14 protein-coding genes, 1 tRNA gene, 1 other RNA gene and 2 pseudogenes are annotated in these 17,627 nt (G+C 72.4%); 9 read left to right on the top strand and 9 right to left on the bottom strand.

Going from position 1 to position 17,627, the window contains the following annotated elements; genetic code table 11:
- Nucleotides 1-3 precede the first annotated feature (3 nt).
- The 5 genes and pseudogenes from cbiQ to cobBC all read left to right on the top strand — a co-directional run bounded on the left by cbiQ (nucleotide 4) and on the right by cobBC (nucleotide 5,044).
- Nucleotides 4-750, top strand: a complete 747-nt coding sequence (gene cbiQ, locus ACZK4S_RS02965; protein ID WP_463643303.1) for a cobalt ECF transporter T component CbiQ — start codon at nucleotides 4-6, stop codon at nucleotides 748-750.
- Nucleotides 735-1,532, top strand: a complete 798-nt coding sequence (locus ACZK4S_RS02960; protein ID WP_463643416.1) for an energy-coupling factor ABC transporter ATP-binding protein — start codon at nucleotides 735-737, stop codon at nucleotides 1,530-1,532. Before cbiQ ends, ACZK4S_RS02960 begins: the two co-directional genes overlap by 16 nt.
- Nucleotides 1,529-2,116 carry a precorrin-6Y C5,15-methyltransferase (decarboxylating) subunit CbiT gene (cbiT, locus tag ACZK4S_RS02955; RefSeq protein WP_463643302.1) on the top strand — a complete coding sequence of 196 codons (588 nt, stop codon included), beginning with the start codon at nucleotides 1,529-1,531 and terminating at the stop codon, nucleotides 2,114-2,116. Before ACZK4S_RS02960 ends, cbiT begins: the two co-directional genes overlap by 4 nt.
- Entirely contained in the window at nucleotides 2,113-2,658 is a 546-nt protein-coding gene (gene cobO / locus ACZK4S_RS02950) for a cob(I)yrinic acid a,c-diamide adenosyltransferase (RefSeq protein WP_076061056.1), read from the top strand. Before cbiT ends, cobO begins: the two co-directional genes overlap by 4 nt.
- Nucleotides 2,652-5,044: pseudogene (cobBC, locus tag ACZK4S_RS02945) on the top strand (bifunctional hydrogenobyrinic acid a,c-diamide synthase/histidinol phosphate aminotransferase CobBC). Before cobO ends, cobBC begins: the two are co-directional and overlap by 7 nt.
- On the opposite strand, the gene ACZK4S_RS02940 reads toward cobBC, so the two are convergent.
- Nucleotides 5,023-5,754, bottom strand: coding sequence for a cobalt-precorrin-6A reductase (locus ACZK4S_RS02940; protein WP_463643301.1), 732 nt, complete (start codon nucleotides 5,752-5,754; stop codon nucleotides 5,023-5,025). The pseudogene cobBC and the gene ACZK4S_RS02940 overlap by 22 nt on opposite strands.
- A gap of 26 nt (nucleotides 5,755-5,780) precedes the next feature.
- On the opposite strand from ACZK4S_RS02940, the pseudogene cobT reads away from it, so the two are divergent.
- Both cobT and ACZK4S_RS02930 read left to right on the top strand, forming a co-directional pair.
- Nucleotides 5,781-7,381 (top strand): annotated as a pseudogene (cobT, locus tag ACZK4S_RS02935) (nicotinate-nucleotide--dimethylbenzimidazole phosphoribosyltransferase).
- The gene (locus tag ACZK4S_RS02930; protein WP_459396220.1) at nucleotides 7,378-8,136 is read left to right on the top strand and encodes an adenosylcobinamide-GDP ribazoletransferase; all 759 of its coding nucleotides are present in this window, start codon (nucleotides 7,378-7,380) and stop codon (nucleotides 8,134-8,136) included. Before cobT ends, ACZK4S_RS02930 begins: the two are co-directional and overlap by 4 nt.
- Here ACZK4S_RS02930 and ACZK4S_RS02925 read toward each other — a convergent pair.
- The 8 genes from ACZK4S_RS02925 to ACZK4S_RS02890 all read right to left on the bottom strand — a co-directional run bounded on the left by ACZK4S_RS02925 (nucleotide 8,093) and on the right by ACZK4S_RS02890 (nucleotide 15,006).
- A complete protein-coding gene (locus ACZK4S_RS02925) occupies nucleotides 8,093-8,725 on the bottom strand; it encodes a 2'-5' RNA ligase family protein (protein WP_463643300.1) in 633 nt (210 codons plus the stop codon). The genes ACZK4S_RS02930 and ACZK4S_RS02925 overlap by 44 nt on opposite strands.
- The gene (locus ACZK4S_RS02920; RefSeq protein ID WP_463643299.1) at nucleotides 8,722-9,546 is read right to left on the bottom strand and encodes a hypothetical protein; all 825 of its coding nucleotides are present in this window, start codon (nucleotides 9,544-9,546) and stop codon (nucleotides 8,722-8,724) included. Before ACZK4S_RS02920 ends, ACZK4S_RS02925 begins: the two co-directional genes overlap by 4 nt.
- Entirely contained in the window at nucleotides 9,543-10,409 is an 867-nt protein-coding gene (locus ACZK4S_RS02915) for a hypothetical protein (protein WP_463643298.1), read from the bottom strand. The genes ACZK4S_RS02920 and ACZK4S_RS02915 overlap by 4 nt, the downstream gene beginning before the upstream one ends.
- Nucleotides 10,406-11,089: a hypothetical protein gene (locus ACZK4S_RS02910; protein WP_463643297.1), complete on the bottom strand. Its 684-nt coding sequence runs from the start codon at nucleotides 11,087-11,089 to the stop codon at nucleotides 10,406-10,408. Before ACZK4S_RS02910 ends, ACZK4S_RS02915 begins: the two co-directional genes overlap by 4 nt.
- Nucleotides 11,090-11,183: 94 nt before the next feature.
- A tRNA-Ser gene (locus ACZK4S_RS02905) sits at nucleotides 11,184-11,271 on the bottom strand.
- 105 nt (nucleotides 11,272-11,376) lie between these two features.
- The gene (locus tag ACZK4S_RS02900) at nucleotides 11,377-12,456 is read right to left on the bottom strand and encodes a L,D-transpeptidase (protein ID WP_463643296.1); all 1,080 of its coding nucleotides are present in this window, start codon (nucleotides 12,454-12,456) and stop codon (nucleotides 11,377-11,379) included.
- Between the two features lie 149 nt (nucleotides 12,457-12,605).
- A complete protein-coding gene (locus ACZK4S_RS02895) occupies nucleotides 12,606-13,955 on the bottom strand; it encodes a Na+/H+ antiporter family protein (protein WP_463643295.1) in 1,350 nt (449 codons plus the stop codon).
- Nucleotides 13,956-14,031: 76 nt separating this feature from the next.
- Nucleotides 14,032-15,006: an asparaginase gene (locus ACZK4S_RS02890; RefSeq protein ID WP_463643294.1), complete on the bottom strand. Its 975-nt coding sequence runs from the start codon at nucleotides 15,004-15,006 to the stop codon at nucleotides 14,032-14,034.
- Between the two features lie 199 nt (nucleotides 15,007-15,205).
- Here ACZK4S_RS02890 and ffs point away from each other — a divergent pair.
- Together ffs and ACZK4S_RS02880 are read left to right on the top strand one after the other, a co-directional pair.
- Nucleotides 15,206-15,302: signal recognition particle sRNA small type (gene ffs, locus ACZK4S_RS02885), an RNA gene on the top strand.
- 112 nt (nucleotides 15,303-15,414) lie between these two features.
- Complete coding sequence (locus tag ACZK4S_RS02880; RefSeq protein ID WP_463643415.1) at nucleotides 15,415-17,592, top strand: DNA polymerase III subunit gamma and tau; 2,178 nt, start codon at nucleotides 15,415-15,417, stop codon at nucleotides 17,590-17,592.
- Nucleotides 17,593-17,627 lie beyond the last annotated feature (35 nt).

The following is a 17,627-nucleotide window of genomic DNA, read 5'->3' as shown; positions in this document are numbered from 1 at the left end:
GCGATGGCGCACCTGGCGACGGTCGACGACGCGGCCTGGGGGTCGCCGTGGCGCGCGCGTCCCGTAGGCATCAGGGTGGCCTTGTCGCTCGCCCTGGTCCTCACGGCGCTGGTGACCCCGGCCTGGCCCGGGTCCGCGCTGGTGGCTGCGGTCGCCGTCGCGCTGATGCTGGGTTCCGCGCGGATCCGGGCCTCCCTCGTGGCGCTCGTCACGGTGCCGCCGGTGGTCTTCATCGCCGTGGGGGTCCTTCCGCTCGCCGTGCAGGTGGGCGGCTCTGCCGTGCTCTCGTGGGCACCCGACGGCGGGGCCAGGGCGCTCGATGTGCTGGCGCACGGCGTCGCCGGCACGCTCGCCCTGCTGCTGCTGGTCACCACCACGACCATGGTGGACCTGCTCGCCTGGTGTCGCGGGTTGCGCATCCCGGCACCGCTGCTGGAGATCGCCGAGCTGATGTACCGGCTGGTGTTCGTACTGCTGAGCACCGCCGTCGCCCTGCAGCAGGCGCAGCAGGCCAGGCTGGCCGCCGACGCCCCGTTCACCCGCCGGCTGCGCTACGCCGCCGACGCCACCGGCACCGTCCTGCTGCGCACCTGGGAACGTGCCACGCGCCTGCAGCACGGCCTGGCGCTGCGCGGCTACGAGGAGGACCTGCCGACCCTGCGGCCCGCCCCGGGTGCTGCCGGGTTGAGCGTGCTGCGCGACGCCGCGCTCGTCGTCGGCATCTGGCTCGCCGTCTGGGCGGTGGCGTGATGCTGGTTGCCGAGGAGATCACGGTCGCCTACCCGGAACGTCCCGTGCTGGCCGGCGCGTCTGTCCAGGTGGGGCGCGGGAAGGTGGCGCTGCTCGGCGCCAACGGGTCCGGGAAGACCACGCTGTTGCAGTCGTTGGCCGGGGCCCTGGAACTGCGCTCCGGCCGGGTGTTCCTCGACGGTCAGCCGCTGCAGCGGTCGCGGGCCGGGCTGCGCGCCCACCGTCGCCGCGTGCAGCTCGTGTTGCAGGACCCCGACGACCAGTTGTTCTCCGCCGACGTGCGCCAGGACGTGTCGTTCGGGCCGCTCAACCTGGGACTGTCCGAGACCGACGCCGCAGTGCGGGTGGACGAGACGCTGCGGCAACTGGGCATCGCGCACCTCGCCGCGCGGCCGACGCATCGCCTCAGCTACGGCGAGCGGAAGCGGGTGGCGCTCGCGGGCGCCGTCGCGATGCGGCCCGACTACCTGTTGCTGGACGAACCCACCGCGGGCCTCGACCCCGAGGGCGTCCACGAACTGCTCGCGGCCCTGGACGGCCTCGACGCCGGGATCCTGCTGGCCACGCACCATGTGGCGTTCGCGCTGGCCTGGGCCGACGAGGTCGCCGTGGTGGTGGACGGCCGGGTGCGGCAGGGGCCGGTGTCGCTGCTGAACGACGCTGCGCTGCTGACCGCCGCCCGGCTCCACCGCCCGTGGCCGCTGGAGCTCGCCGGCCGCCTAGGGTTGGCCGGCACCCCCAGACACCTCGACGACGTCACCGCTCTGCTGGAGGCACGATGATCAACGACCCGCACTGCACCGTCCTCGGCCGCACCCCCGGCCTGCCGGAGGAGGTCTTCGAGCACGACGGGCTGATCACGAAGCGGACGCTGCGCGCAGGCGCGCTCGCGCACCTGCGGCCGATGCCGGGTGAACTGTTGTGGGACCTGGGCGCCGGCGCCGGGTCGGTGGGCATCGAGTGGTGCCGCGCGGCGGAAGGCTGCCGCTGCGTCGCTGTGGAACGGGTCGACCGGCGGGCTGACCGGGCGGAGGCCAACGCCCGGCGGTTGGCGCCGGCCGGGAGCTACACGCTGGTCCGGGGCGCCGTCGAGGACGGGCTCGCCGAGCTGCCGGACCCCGACGCCGTGTTCATCGGCGGCGGCGCGACGCCCGCCCTGGTGGAACAGGCCATCGGCCGGCTGCCGGAGGGCGGCCGGATCGTCGTGCACGGCGTGACCGTGGAGGCCGAAGAGGTGTGCGTCGCGGCCCATCGACGGTGGGGCGGCGCGCTGGCGAGGGTCGGCGTCGAGCACGCCGAGCCGATCGGTCGCCTGCTGGGCTGGACCCCGGCGCGCACCGTCGTGACGTGGGCGCTGCAGCGATGAGCACGAAGGAACTGCGCAACCGGCCCGTCCTCGCCGTCCACACGGGCGACGGGAAGGGCAAGACCACCGCCGCCGTCGGCATGGCCCTGCGCGCCTGGGCACAGGGCTGGAGCGTGGGCGTGTACCAGTTCGTGAAGTCGGCCAAGTGGCGCACCGGGGAGCAGGCGGCGTTCGCGGCGCTGCCCGGCGACGTCACGTGGGAGAGGATGGGCACCGGCTGGAGCTGGTCGCGGGCCCACACCGCCTCTGACCCGGAGACCGGGGCGCGCGAAGGATGGGCACGGATCCGCGAAGGCATCGCCGAGGAGCGACACCGCTTCTGGTTGCTGGACGAGTTCACCTACCCCATCGCCTGGGGCTGGGTGGACCTCGGCGAGGTGCTCACCGTGCTCCACGAGCGCCCGGGCACGCAGCACGTGGTCATCACCGGCCGACGGTGCCCACAGCCGCTCATCGACGCTGCGGATCTCGTCACCGAGATGGTGCCCGTGAAGCATCCCTTCACGCAGGGCCAGCGCGGGCAGGCGGGCATCGAATGGTGAGCCGGATCGTGGTGGCCGCGCCGTCGTCGGGCAGCGGGAAGACCACCGTCGCGACGGGCCTGATGGCGGCCCTCCGGGCGCGCGGGCTGACGGTGTCGCCGTTCAAGGTGGGGCCGGACTACATCGACCCCGGTTACCACGGCCTCGCCACCGGGCGGCCCGGGCGCAACCTGGACCCGGTGCTGTGCGGCGAGCAGTTGATCGCGCCGCTGTTCAGGCACGGGGCCGAGGGGGCCGATGTCGCCGTGGTGGAGGGCGTGATGGGCCTCTTCGACGGTCGACTGGGCACGAGGGGTGAGGGGTCGACGGCCCATGTCGCGAGGCTGCTCGCTGCCCCCGTCGTGCTGGTGGTCGACGCCCGGCACACCTCGCGCACCGTCGGCGCGGTGGCGTTAGGGATGGCGCGCTTCGACCCCGCAATCCGCGTGGCGGGGGTGATCCTCAACCAGGTGGGCAGTGACCGCCACGCGACGGAGGCCCGGGCCGCAGTCGAGGAGGTGGGCCTGCCGGTGCTCGGCGTGCTGCCGCGCAACCTCGAGATCGAGGCGCCGTCGCGGCACCTCGGCCTGGTGCCGGCGGCGGAGCGCGACGACGCGAAGATCAGCGCCATGGGCGAGGCCGTGGCCGCGCACGTCGACCTCGACGCGGTGCTGGTGGTGGCCAGGACCGCAGCGCCCCTGGACGTGGTGCCGTGGCGCCCGGATCCGGGCTGCGGAGTGGAGGGCACGCCCACCATCGCCGTGGCGGGGGGCCGGGCGTTCACCTTCCGCTATCCCGAGACCGACGAGTTGCTCGCCGCCGCGGGTTGCCGCGTCGTCGAGTTCGACCCCCTCCTCGACGACTCCCTCCCTGCTGGGACCCGCGGGCTCTGGCTCGGTGGCGGTTTCCCCGAGATGTATGCCGCCGAGTTGGCGGCCAATGCCACCCTGATGGGGGAGATCCGCGACTCCGTCCGCTCAGGCCTCCCCACGGTCGCCGAATGTGCCGGGTTGCTGTACCTCTGCCGAAGCCTCGACGGCGTCCCCATGGCAGGTGCGATCGAGGCGGACGCGGCGATGGCACCCCGGCTCACCGTCGGGTACCGCACTGCCACCACGGAGCGCGCCTCGCTGCTGGGCCGCCCGGGGGAGGGGATCACCGGCCACGAGTTCCACCGCACCCGGCTCCTCAACCGTCCAGCCGCCGGTCCCGCCTGGCTGCTCCCGGACCCCGACGGCGTTGCCACCGCCACGCTGCACGCGTCCTACCTCCACGTCCACTGGGCCGGCCACCCGCAACTCGCGGCCCGCTTCGCCGAGGCGGTGGGCGCATGACGGACCTGTGGCACCACGGCGACAAGGATCTCGCGCCGGGGCTCATCGACTTCGCCGTCAACGTCCGTCAGCCCCGCACCCCGGCGTGGCTGGTGGAGGCCATCATGCGCGACGCCGACTGGGCCGCCTACCCGGACCCGGAACCCGCCAGGCTGGCCATCGCGGAGCACCACGGCGTCGACCCCGCGATGGTGCTCCCGACGGCAGGCTCCGCCGAGGCCTTCACCCTCATCGCCCGCGCCATCCCCGGCTCCTCCCTGATCGTGCATCCGCAGTTCACCGAACCCGAGGCCGCTCTGCTGGCCGCCGGCCGCACACCCCAGCGCCACGTACTGACCCCCGAGAGCGACTTTCAACTCGACCCCGGCGTCGTGCCGCCGGCCGACCTGATCGTGGTGGGCAACCCCACCAACCCGACGGCGGTGCTGCACTCCGCGGCTGACCTGGCCGCGCTGCGCGCCGGGGTGCTGGTGGCGGACGAGGCCTTCCTCGACGCCGTGCCCGGCGAACCCGAAACGCTCATCGCGCCCAGCATGCCCGGGCGGCTGGTGCTGCGATCCTTGACGAAGACCTGGGCGCTGGCCGGTCTCCGCGCGGGCTACGTCGTCGGAGACCCCGCCCTCATCGAGGCGCTCGAGCGCCAGCAGCCGCCGTGGTCCGTCTCCACCCCGGCCATCCGGGCCACGCTCGCCTGCCTCACCCCGCGCGCCCAGGCGGAGGCGGCCGGGCTCGCGCGGGACGCCGCTGCCCATCGTCGCGACCTCGTCATGCGCCTCACGGACCTCGGCCTCTGCCCTGTGCCGGGGGCCGCCCCGTTCGTGTTGGTCGACACCGTGAGCAATTGGATGGGGTCACGGCGCGACACGCCGAGGAAAACACCCCAAACCTCCGACGACCCCATCCCATTGCTCGTGGAGGGGCCACGTCGAGCGCTGGCTCAGCGAGGCTTCGCCGTGCGGCGCGGGGAGACTTTCCCCGGCCTCGGCCCCACCTGGCTGCGCCTCGCCGTTCGAACACCCGGCGTGCACGCGCAGTTGGTGGCCGCCCTGCGTCAGGTGGGGGTGGGCCGGTGACGGACCCACGCCAAGGCGTCCTCGACGCTCGCCACCTCGTCGGCCCGCGGCAGCTCGGGCCGCCGCAGCACGATCACCTCGGCCCCGTACTCCTCGGCGACGGTCAGTTTGGCCTCAGTGGCCGCGCCTCCCGAGTCCTTGGTCACCACCACGCCGATCCCGTACCGGCGGAACAACTCCCGCTCGCCGTCAACGGTGAACGGCCCGCGGCAGGTCAGCACCTCCCAGCCCGCCGGAAGGGTCTGGGAGGGAGCCTCCGCCACCCGCGAGACCACGCGATGCCCCGCCAGCGCCGGCACGTAGTCGACGGTGTGCTGCCGCCCCACGGTGAGCAGCACCGTCCGCTCGCCCTCGGCCGCCGCAGCCGCGGCCTCGGCGTGCGAATCCACCCAGCGCCACGTCGCTGCGAGGGGGTGCCCGCCCCAGCCGGGCCGCACCACACGCAGCAGCGGCACCCCTGCCCGGGCGCAGGCGGCCACGGCGTTGGCCGACATGGTGGCAGCGAACGGATGCGTCGCATCCAGCACCGCCTCCACGCGGTGCTCCCGCAGGTACGACACCAAGCCCTCGGCGCCGCCGAAGCCGCCGCGCCGGGTGTCGCCCACCGTCAAGGGGTCCTCCGTCCGTCCGGCCAACGAGAGCACGGCCCCGCCTCCTAGCGCGGCCGCCAACCGGCGCCCCTCCGCGGTGCCGCCCAGAATCAAGATCACCCCACCATCCAACCCGAAGGAAACCCATGTCGCTGCTCGACACCACACTCGCCGCCATCCAGCCCGTCTCCGCGGAGGCGTTGGCCGCCGCTGAGGAACGCCAGAACCAGCTGACCAAGCCGCCCGGCAGCCTCGGCCATCTGGAGACGGTGGGCAACCGGCTGGCCGCCATCGCCGGCGTCTGCCCGCCCCCCGTCCCGGAGCCCGCCGTGATCGGCCTCTTCGCCGGCGACCACGGTGTCTGCGCGCAGGGTGTCAGCCCCTGGCCCCAGGAGGTCACGGTGCAGATGATGCTCAACATAGGAGCCGGCGGCGCGGCCATCAACGCCCTCGCCCGCCAGGCCGGGGCCACCGTCTGGGTCACCAACGTCGGCGTCGCCAACGATGCGCCCGAGCACCCCGCCATCCGGAACCGCCGCGTGCGCCCCGGCACCGCCGACTTCACGGAGGGACCCGCCATGACGCTTCACGAGGCCCGCGCCGCGGTCGAGGTGGGCATCGAGACAGCCCTCGAGGCCATCGACGGCGGGGCGAAGTGCCTGCTCACCGGCGAGATGGGCATCGGCAACACCACGCCGTCGAGCGCTCTGATCTCCGTGTTCACCGGCACCGGCGCCGCCACTGTCACCGGCCGCGGTGCAGGCGCCGACGACGAGATGCTGAACCGCAAGGTGGACGTCATCGAGCGCGGCATCGCGCTCCACCGCCCCGACTCCACTGACGCGCTGGGCACCGTCGCCGCCATCGGCGGGCTCGAGCAGGCCGCCATCGCAGGGTTCATCCTGGGCGCCGCCTCGCGCCGGGTGCCGGTCATCCTCGACGGTGTCATCGCGTGCTCCGCGGCGTGCGTCGCGGTCGCCTTCAACGACGACGTGCGCGGCTACCTCGTCTCCGGCCACGCCGGCGCAGAGCCGGGCATCCGGGCCGCCGTCACGCACCTCGGGCTCCGCCCGCTCGTCGACCTCGGCCTCCGCCTCGGCGAAGGGTCCGGCGCCGCCGTCGCCCTGCCCATGGTCCAGGCGGCCGCCCGTATCCTGAGCGAGATGGCGACCTTCGCCAGCGCAGGCGTCTCGGAGGGCTGATGCAGTTCACAGGTGGTGGCACCGCATTGGTGCTGGGTGGGGCCCGATCGGGCAAGTCGACCTGGGCCGAGGCCCAGTTCGCGGGAGTCGCAGACGTGGAGTACGTGGCGACCTCCGAGCTGCGCGACGGCGACACCGAGTGGGCGCACCGCGTGGCCCTCCACCGTGAGCGCAGGCCCGGCACCTGGCGCACCACGGAGACCCTCGACATCGGCGCCGTCCTCGCGGCCGACGACGAGGCGCCCGTCCTGGTGGACTGCGTCGCCGTCTGGTTCGACCGCGTCCTCCTCGAGGCCGGGGCCTGGGACGACGCACCCGGCTGGCGCGACACCGTCGCGGCCCGGACACAGTCCCTCGTCGAGGCGGTGCGCTCCACCCGCCGCAGCGTCATCCTCGTCAGCAACGAGGTGGGTCTGGGCGTGGTGCCCGCCACCGCCTCCGGTCGCCTCTACCGCGACGAGTTGGGTCGCCTCAACGCCAGCCTTGCGACGGCCGTCGACGAGGTCTGGTTCTGCGTGGCCGGCATCGCGAAGCGGTGGGCATGAATCCGCTCGGCGCGGCCACCGGGCTGTTCACCATCATCCCCGTGCGCGCGTTCGAGGTGGACCGCAGGCTCGCTGCCCGCGCCATGGCCGCCTTCCCCTGGCTGGGGCTGCTGATCGGCGCCGCTGGGGGAGCGGTCGTGTTCGGCGCCTGGCACCTCGCCGGCCCGTTCCTGGGGGCCATGCTCGGCCTTGCGCTCCTCGCCGGGGTCACCGGCGCGATGCACCTCGACGGGGTGGCTGACACCGCCGACGGTCTCGGCTCCCGCCGCCCACCGGCGGAGGCGCTGGTGATCATGCGCCGCTCCGACATCGGGCCGATGGGGGTGGCCACCCTCGTCCTCGTGCTGCTGATCGACGCTGCCGCGCTCGCCTCCATGCCCACTCCCTTGCTGGGCGGGGTGGCGCTGGCGGCCGCGGCCGCCGCGGGTCGGCTGGGCATCACCGTGGCGAGCGTCTCGAAACTCTCGGCCCGGCAGCAGGGTTTCGGGGCGCTCTTCGTGGGCGTCACGAAGTTCAGGACCGCGGCGATCACCCTGGTCGCCGTCGCCGGCGTCGTCCTCGGTGGTGCCTGGTGGGCCGGCGGCTACCAGACGCTGCTCGCCGCAGCGATCGGCCTGGCGGCCGCGGCTCTCGTCGGCGCGCTCTGGGGCCGGCACCTCCTGACCCGGCTGGGGGGCTGGACGGGCGACACCTTCGGCTCGCTGATCGAGGTCATCCAGACGGTGTTCCTCGTGGCGTTCGCACTGGCCGCGTGAGGTCGATCGCGTCCACCTCCGTCAGCGGCCCTGCCACGTCCGCCGCGTCGTACCGCAGGAGGCTGAGCCGGGTCACGGGCAGCGCGATCGACGGCGACTCCCACCCGGCGGCCCGCCCGGCCAACTCGCTCAGCGGCGCCGACACCGCGTACAGCCCGATGGTCACGTGCGGCACGTACGGCCGCCGTCGGTCCTCCCGGAGCGCCCCGGCCACGGTCTGCAGTTCGGGGGCCTCCGCGCGCAGGTACGGCACCATCTGGAACGTGTCCCAGCCGCCGATCCGCACCTCGAACGGCGCCAGGCCCAACGCCTCGACCGCGGCCCGGTCCGCGTCGATCCGCTCGGGGGTGTACGGCTCATCCTCCGGGGTGGCGCCGGGCTTCGGCACCGGCCCGCCGTAGCCGACGGTGATGTGGGGCTGGCGGTCATAGCGCGGCAGCAGCACGTCGGCCCAGTGGGCGCGGGCGGAGTCGACGGCGGCGCGCACGTCGTCGACGTCAGCCAGCACGGCCCAGATCAGGGCGTGGTCCGCGCCGCCGCGCCACTGGGTGAAGTCGCGGTCGTGGCACGCGATGGAGTGCAGCGTCACTTCGGCGGTTCGCCGCCCTGCGGCCAGTTGCCCTTGAGGAGCTCGGCGCCCCGCACCAGGTCCTCCAGTCCCCGGGCGAGATCCAGTGCGGGGGTGCCGTGCAGGGCCCCGTCGAGGTCGCGGCCCAGCTGGGAGGTGGCCCGGTTCACCTCCGCGATCGCCCGGCGCGTGCGGGCGAACAGGTGCCCCGCATCCCCGGCGACCAGCACGTCGACCTGGGCGGCGGCGGCCTTCAGGGACTCCGCGCAGAGGAAGAAGGTGGCGCGGTGCAGGAGCGCGGCCTGCCCGAGGTACGCCGCCGACGCGCGCGTTACCGCCGCGTACTCCTGCAGCGCGTTGGCCTGCGTGTCCGCCGACGTGCGGTACGCCTGGGCGGCCTCGCCCTGCCAGGTGCCGCACTCCTGCAGCTCCTGGGCGGTGCGGAGGGCCTCGTCGAGGTGGTCCGCCTGCGCCAGCACCTCACCCTGCTGCGTCTCCAGCCGGGTGGGGACGGGGGAATGGGGGTTCAGCCGGCTGTTCACTGCACTGCGCAGCTCGCCCACCGCCTCCTCGAGATCCGCCCTGGCGGCTCGTTCGCCGTCTGCCACGAGGTAGCCGATGATCGTCTGCATCTCCGGGTGCTGACGGGCGATCTCCGCGACGGCCTCGCGGCTCTGCCTCAGATCCGCGTCCAGCACCCGTTGAGCCGAGCGTTGCAGCCCCCAGGTGGCGTCGCGCACGGCGTCGAAGTCCGCCTTCGGGGCGGTGGCGTTGGCGTCCTGCTGGCGCAGCAGACTTGCCTGCACCTGTGCCAGCCTGATCACGAGCGTCCGGGTGGTCATGCGTCCAGCCCTTCCGTGCGGCGCAGTTCGGCGACTCCCTCATCGTCGACGCGGCCGTACCGGGCCGCCGTCACGTGCAGCCGCTCGGCCATCGCCTCGAACTCCTCCACGGCGCCGGTGCGCCATGAGTCCAGCTGTTGGCTGAGGGAGTGCTGCGCCTGCTGGGCGTCATCGAACAGCCCCATACCCGCCTCGGGATGCCGCGACAATCCGGCGACCTGCTCGGCAAGCCCTGACCAGCGCTCTCCCAGCCCGTGCAACTGCGTGGGGTCTGCCTCGAACCCGTCCAGCGGTTCCGACGCCGGCGCCACCGCCACCGCACGCCCGAGAGTTGCGGTCTCACCGGCCACCATCGCCAGCCCCGCCACCTCGCTGGCCTGCTCGACGGGGGGCGCAACCTCCGCTGCCGCCGCGGGTTCGACACCGGGGCCGCCGCCGCTTGCGAGGGGAGCGGGCCCTGCGCCGCCGGCAATACCGCCGGCACCGGTGCCGCCGCCCGCTCCGCCGCTCTGGCGCGGGAGGGCCGTGGCGTCGCCGGGGACGCCCGCTGCCGCCGGTGCTGACGCGGGGACGGACAGCGGGCCGGCAGCCGGGTCCGCCAGCCGCCCGCCGGCGCCGAGGCCGCCTGCGGGGGCGGCGGCACCACCGGCCGCGCCGCCGGCGCCGCCCATCATCATGGGAGGCATCATCCCGGGGGAGCCGCCGCCGCCCATGCCGGCCTGGGCCCCGCGGTGGGGATTGATCGTCGCCTCGAGAAGGTCTGCCGTGGCGAGGAGGTCGTCGTCCTCAGCGCGGACGCCGCCCACCTGGGAGCGGGTCACGCGGAACGTGAGTTGGTCCCAGAGCTCTTCGTTGCTCGTCATGCTGGATCCCTTCCGGTCACCATCCGGCGGAGGCCGGCCATCAGAATCTCATGCTCGCGCGTGATGGCGGCCAGTTCGCCGGCGGCGTCTGAGGGGGCAACGTAGCGGGCGTAGGCCTGCTGGGCGAGTCTCAACACACCGTCGTTGATCTCGCGGACGTCCGCCTCGTCCAGCCAGTCCTCGTCGAACTCGACGGCCACCAGGTGGCCCTGTTCGTCAAGCCGCACCCCCAAGGCGCCCTCCTGGACCACGCTCACCGGTTCCGACGCAGCGGGCGGGTGCTCGAGGTGCCGCTGGGCCGCCGCCTGCCAGCGCTGGTTGACGTTCTCCAACGCCAACTGGAACGTGGTGAAAGGATCCGGGCCGAAGCGCCACAGACCGGAGAAGTCCACGCCGTCGAGATCCGGCTCCGGCAGTTCCTCCGGCTCCGCGATGCGGATCCGCGCGGCGGCCAGCGCCGCCGCGAACGCGCTGCCGAGGGTGCGGTGTTCGCCCAGTTTGCGGTGCCAGATGGGGGAGACCGAAACCCTGGTCAGGCGGCCGTCCTCGAACCACAGCCGCACGATCCGCTGGGGGTCTGCGATGGAGTTGGCGGCCTCCTCCTCTCCCACCTCGTTCGAGGGGTCTGCGACGTGGACCGGCGCGAGCGGGTCGAAGTCGTCATCCAGGAGGCCGTCCATGGGCCCAGCTTGCCAAACTTCGAGGTCATTCGGTGACCAGCGCGTAGGCGGGAACTCCAAGACCCCCGCCCGGGAAGCCCGGACGGGGGTCTGATGGCGGAGGATACGAGATTCGAACTCGTGAGGGCGTTAACCCAACCCGCTTTCCAAGCGAGCGCCATAGGCCTCTAGGCGAATCCTCCAGGGAGAAACTTACCGGAGTTGCGCGCCCAGCCTCAAATCCGGCCGGAAAGCAGCGACGGCGCGCCCGGGTGGGCGCGCCGTCGAAGTGCCTGGGGGAGGGTGGATCAGTTGTAGACGATCACCTTGTCGCCCACGCGGGCGATGTTGAAGAAGCGCTCCATTTGAGCGTAGTCACGCACGTTGACGCACCCACCGGAGCCGCCGCTGTAGCCCACGCGGGCGAAGTTGGCGGAGTAGTGGATGGCGATGCCGCCGTCGAAGAAGAGCGCGAACGGCATGTCCACCTTGTAGATGCTGGAGAAGTGGTCACGCGACTTCCAGCCGATCTTGAAGGCGCCGTTGCGGGTGGGAGTGGCGGTCCTGCCGAAGCGCACGTCGACGATGGTCTGCACCTTGCCGTTGATCACCCAGGCCATCTTGTTCTGGTCCTTCGAGACGCAGAACGCGCGGCCGGTCATGCAGCGCTGGTCCAGCCGGAAGCCGGACTGCACGAGCGGCTGCGTGACGACGGGCACCGGGGCGGTGGGGTACGGCACGCCGGCCGGGCGCGGGTTGCTGGCGGGGATGCTCTTGACCCACGGGCTGTACTGGCTGTCGAACTTGACGATGCCGTTGAACACCCAGTCTGTCTTCTGCGTCACCTGGCCGGTGGCCACCGACGCGGTGGTGGCGACGGCGTAGCTGCGGCAGGCACCGCGGCCGGTGGCTGCGGTGTCGCACTCGGAGCGCCACTTGCGGCCGTCCGTGGCGGTCCACTCGCCGGTGCTGCCCAACGGGTTGTTGGCCCACACGGAGCGCGGCGACGGCAGGTACGTCAGGTTGTTGAACACCCACGCGTTCTGCGTGAACCACTGGCCGTCCTTCTGGAAGACCGTGGAGGCGTAGATGCTGGTGCGGCACCGCACTGTCGTCGAGGAGTACATCTCGCACTGGGTGTACCAGTAGCGGCCGGCCACCAGGTGGTAGCCCGGGGTGACGTAGACGGCCTGCTCGGGTGTCAGCTTCGGCTGCACCGCGGGCGTCGGCGTCGGGGTGGGTGTGGGTGTGGGTGTGGGTGTGGGGGAGGCCGCCAGCGGTGGCAGTTCCCCCGGCGGGGTGGGGTTGATTTCTTCAGCGGTCGCGAACGGTGCGACCAGTGTCATCGCCAAGGCAGCGACTGCGACCCCCAACAGCTTCTTACGCATTTCGAGCTTCCTCCCAGGCAAACATCGTTGCCAATCGTAAACGGCGCCGCGGTCATTTCCTAACCCCGGGCGGCCAGGGCTTTCATCGACTACTACGCGGTGGCCGGCCAGAAGGTTGCAGAGCCGGCGGAGGATTTTCCGCCCGAGCGTCAGAGCACCATCGCCGCGACCCAGCCGGCGGCCAGGAGTGGCAGGTTGAAGTGCAGGAAGGTGGGGATGACGGTGTCGCGGATGTGGTCGTGCTGGCCGTCGGCGTTGAGGCCGGCCGTGGGGCCCAGCGTCGAGTCCGACGCGGGCGAGCCGGCGTCTCCGAGGGCGCCAGCGGTGCCGATGATCGAGACGGTCGCCAGCGGTGAGAAGCCCAACGCCAGGCAGAGCGGCACATAGATGGCGGCGATGATGGGCAGCGTCGAGAACGAGCTGCCGATGCCCATGGTCACGAGCAGGCCGACGAACAGCATGGCGAACGCGGCCATGCCGCGGTTGTCGCCGAAGAGCTCCGAGGTGCCCTCGACGAGCGGGCCGATCTCGCCCGTGGCCTGCATGACGGCCGCGAAGCCCTGCGCCGAGATCATGATGAAACCGATGAGAGCCATCATCTTCATGCCTCCGGTGAACACATGCTCGGCGTCGGTGAACTTCACGGCGCCGGTGACCACGAAGATGCAGAGACCCACCAGCGCCCCAACGAGCAGCGAGTCCGCGGCCGAGTCGATCAGCGTCAGCCAGGTCTGGATGGCGAAGCAGGCGACGATCGCCACCAGCGCGATGAAGACCTTCTTCTTGTCGATCACCTTCGGCGCCTCCACGTCCACGACGGCGGTCGTGTCGTAGGCCCGCGGCCTGCGGTAGGTGACGCCGACGGCGAGGGCCAGGCCGATGACCATGCCGAGCGCCGGGATCCACATGGCCTGCATGACCGGCACGTCGCTCACGTCGAGGCCGGACTTGTTGATGTTGCCGTAGAGGATGTCGTACAGGAAGATCTTGCCGAAGCCGATGGGCAGGAACATGTAGGTGGTGACCAGACCGAACGTCAGCACGCACGCCATGGCGCGGCGGTCGAGCCGCAGCCGGTTCATGACCACCAGGAGCGGGGGGATCAGCAGCGGGATGAACGCGATGTGCACGGGGATCAGGTTCTGGCTCATGACCGCCATCGCCAGCACGCCGGTGAGCATGCCCCACTTTGCCCAGGCAACCACCTTCTGTGAGGTGGACATGTCGGCGCTGTCGAGCTTGGCGATGAACCAGTTCGCGAGCAGCTGTGGCAGGCCGGAGTGCGCCACGGCCATGGCGAACGCGCCCAGCAGCGCGTAGCTCAGCGCGATCTTCGCGCCGCCGGCGAGGCCGTCCTGGAAGGCCACCATCGTCGCCTCGAGGCCCAACCCGGCGGTCAGGCCGCCGATGAGTGCGCCGAGGAACAGCGCCAGGACCACATGGACGCGCAGTACCGACAGGATCAGCATCACGAGGACGGACAGCACGACGGCGTTCATGGGCAGCCTTCGGGGGCTAGGTGACAGGGGGCCGGGGAGAATCTTAAGTGCCAGGTGCCTCCGGCGCCGCACCGGGTCAGGCGTCGAGTTCCGCCAGCGCTGCCAGCAACTGCTGCGACGGCGCGAGGTGGCCCACCTTGTCGCCGTGGCCCAGCACGGGCTCGGGGTCGAGCGCTTCGAGGGCCGCCGTCGTGTGGCCGAGCGCCTTCAGGACCGCGACCGCCACGGGCACGGTGCCGCGGTGGCGACCGTCGGTGATCTTGATGGCGATTCCCGTGCCGTCGGGCAGGCCGAGCGCCAGGGTGCCCTCTGCGCCGGCCTTGCAGATGAGGCCGGGGACCTCACGGTGGTAGACGACCTCGTCGCGCCGGGTGCCCGACGCGAACTCGGGGTGGGCGCGGAAAGCGTCTGCCAGCCGCCGCTCGGGGCCATCCGTCGCGCCGGCGAGCTTCCCGAAGGCGCGCGCCAGCCCGGTGAGGCTGGTGGGGAAGGCGGGGGCGCCGCAACCGTCGACGACGGGGTCGCCCACCGGCGCACCGGTCTGGACCGCCAACTCCTCGCGGATGGCCACCTGGAGGGGATGGTCCGGGTTCCGGTACGTGTCGGTGGGCCAGCCGGCGCGCACGCAGGTGCGCAACATGGCCGAGTGTTTCCCGGAGCAGTTGTGGGCGATCGCCTCCGCGCCCCTGCCCTGTGCGAGCCAGGCGTCGAGGGGGACGCGGGAGGGGAAGGCGAGCGTGGTCTGCAGGTGCGCGGGGGAGAGGCCGGCGCCCTCGAGGACGCGGTGGGCGCCGTCGACATGGATGGGCTCGCCGTCATGCGAGGCGCCCGCGAGCGCGAGCTCGGAGCCTTCGACGTCGAGCCCGTGGCGCAGCATGGCCACGGCTTGGATGGGTTTGATCGCTGAGCGGGCGAGGAACGGGGTGGAGGCGTCCCCCAGCGCGAGGCGCACGCCGTCGGGGCCGGTGATGGCGACCGCCCCGTGGTGGATCGCTTCGAGGTACGGGCCGCGCCACACTTCGGCGAGCGCGGGATCGAGACTGCTGACCATCCCGCCACCCTGCCACCGCCGCCGGAAAGACCCCAAATCCAGATTCGGGGCACCGGACCGGCCCGAATCCAGATCCGGGGCGTCGGGCCGCCGCGCGGGGAAGGCCCCAAATCCAGATTCGGGGCACCGGACCGCCCCACATCTGGATTCGGGGGAAACCGCCGAAGTGAAGCGCCGATCAGGATGGGGTAGAGTGATCCAAGGTTCCTCGCGCGGCGGTAACTCGCCCAACTCCCCCAGGGTCGGAAGGCAGCAAGGGTAAGTGAGCTCTTCCGGGTGCGCGAGGGGCCCTTTTTCTTTGCCCGGTGAATGTCCGGAGGCTGCAATAGGGTGGGAATCGTGGACGACGAGTACATCGAAGAAGACGAGTACGCCCCCATCGCTGATGAGGGTCCCGGCTTCGAGCCCATGGACGGGCCCAGCCTGTTCGACGATGAGCCGGCGCCCGGTGCCATCCCTGAGCAGACGGGCCCCAGCCTCTTCGCGGAGGTGGAGCCGGACGAGGAGCCTGAGCTGCCGGCCGTGACGCACGTGCCGCCGTCGAAGCTCGACCACAGCCCGCGCATCGAGGCTCCCGCGGCGCCGCTGGCGCTCTACCGCCGCTACCGTCCGGATTCGTTCGCTGACGTGATCGGCCAGGAGCACGTCACCGTCCCCCTGCAACGCGCCCTGAAGAACAACCGCGTCAACCACGCCTACCTGTTCTCCGGCCCCCGAGGCTGCGGCAAGACCACCTCGGCGCGCATCCTGGCGCGCTGCCTCAACTGCGTGGAGGGCCCCACGGACACCCCGTGCGGGATCTGCCGGTCCTGCGTGGACCTCGCCCGGGGTGGCCCCGGGTCCATCGACGTGATCGAGATCGACGCGGCCTCGCACGGTGGCGTCGACGACGCACGTGACCTGCGCGAGCGCGCCTACTTCGCGCCTGTGGCCAGCCGCTACAAGATCTACATCGTCGACGAGGCCCACATGGTCACGACGGCGGGCTTCAACGCGCTGCTCAAGCTCGTGGAGGAGCCGCCGCCGCACGCCAAGTTCATCTTCGCCACGACGGAGCCGGAGAAGGTCATCGGCACCATCCGCTCCCGCACGCACCACTACCCGTTCCGGCTGGTGCCGCCGAAGGTGCTGAGTGACTACCTGGCCAGCATCTGTGACGCCGAGGGCGTGGCGGTGGACCGCACCGCGCTCCCGCTCGTGGTGCGCGCAGGCGCCGGTTCGGTACGCGATTCGCTGTCGGTGCTGGACCAGTTGCTCGGCGGGGCCAACGAGGAGGGCGTCAGCTACTCGCAGGCCGCCGCGCTCCTGGGCTACACGCCGGATGCGCTGCTCGACGACATCATGGACGCCTTCGCCGCCGGCGATTCCGCAGGTGTCTTCCACACCATCGACAAGGTCATCGAGGTGGGCCAGGACCCCCGGCGCTTCGCCGAAGACCTGCTGCGCCGGCTCCGTGACCTGGTGATCCTCGCCGCCGTGCCGGAGGCCGCCACCAACGGCCTGCTCGAAGTGGCGGCAGATCAGGCGCAGCGCCTCGCCACGCAGGTGGCGGGGATGGGCTCGGGCGAGCTGACGCGCGCCGCAGAAGTGATCGCCACCGGCCTCACGGAGATGCGCGGCACGACGGCGCCCCGGCTCCACTTGGAGTTGATGTGCGCCCGCGTCCTGCTGCCCGGTGCGGACGCCGACGAACGCGGCCTGCACGCCCGGATGGACAGGCTCGAGCGCCGCGTCGGAATGATGGGCAGCGGCGAGGCAGCCCCCGTCGAAGACTGGCAGGACACCGGTGCGGCCCGCCCGCGCCAGCCCGAGCGGCCGCGCGCGGCGGAGCATGAGCGGCAGCGCCCAGCACCGGCGCCCGCACCCGCCGAGGACGCGGCGGTCTCTGAACAGCAGCGGCCCACGCCCGAGCAGCCCGCCCAACGTCCCGCTCCAGCCCAACGTCCCGCGGCCGAGCAGCGCCCGGCCCCCGAGCAGCGCCCGGCCCCCGAGCAGCGCCCGGCCCCCGAGCAGCGCCCGGCTCCTGAGCAGCGGCCCGCCCCGCAGCCGGAGGCCGCCCCGGAGCCTGCCGTGCAGCAGCGGCGCCCCGCTTCCCAGGGACAACTCACCGCTGCCGAGCTGCGGCGGGTCTGGCCCAACGTGCTCGACGAGGTCAAGCGCCGCCGTCGGTTCACGTTCATGCTGCTCAGCAACCACGCCCAGGTGGTCGACATCACCGACGGCGCCCTCGTGCTCGGCTTCGATGCGCCCGGCCCCCGGGAGAACTTCGGTTCCGGCGGCAGCGCCGATGTGCTGGCGGACGCGCTCATCGAGGTGATCGGCGTCGAGCTGCGCATCCAGTCGGTGCTGGCCAGCGGCGAGCAGGATGCCCGCCCGGCGCAGCGGCCCCAGGGCGCACCCGTCGCCCCGGTGGAGCCTGATCCGCACCCGGAGCCGCAGGAGCGCGACCGCATGGAGCCGCCCCCGCCGTCGGAGCAGGTGTCGGCGGACGACGCGGTGCTCGACGCGGGCCACAACGCTGAGGAACTGCTCAGCACTGCGTTCGGCGCCGAGGTCATCTCGGTGCGGGATGCCGACGACGACTGATCCCGGCCATCCGGCAGGGCTTCTATGCTTGTAAC

The sequence above is a fragment of the Tessaracoccus zhenghani genome (assembly GCF_055326325.1).
Note: the sequence above shows the minus strand (reverse complement) of the source record. Positions and strands in the feature narration are given on the sequence as shown.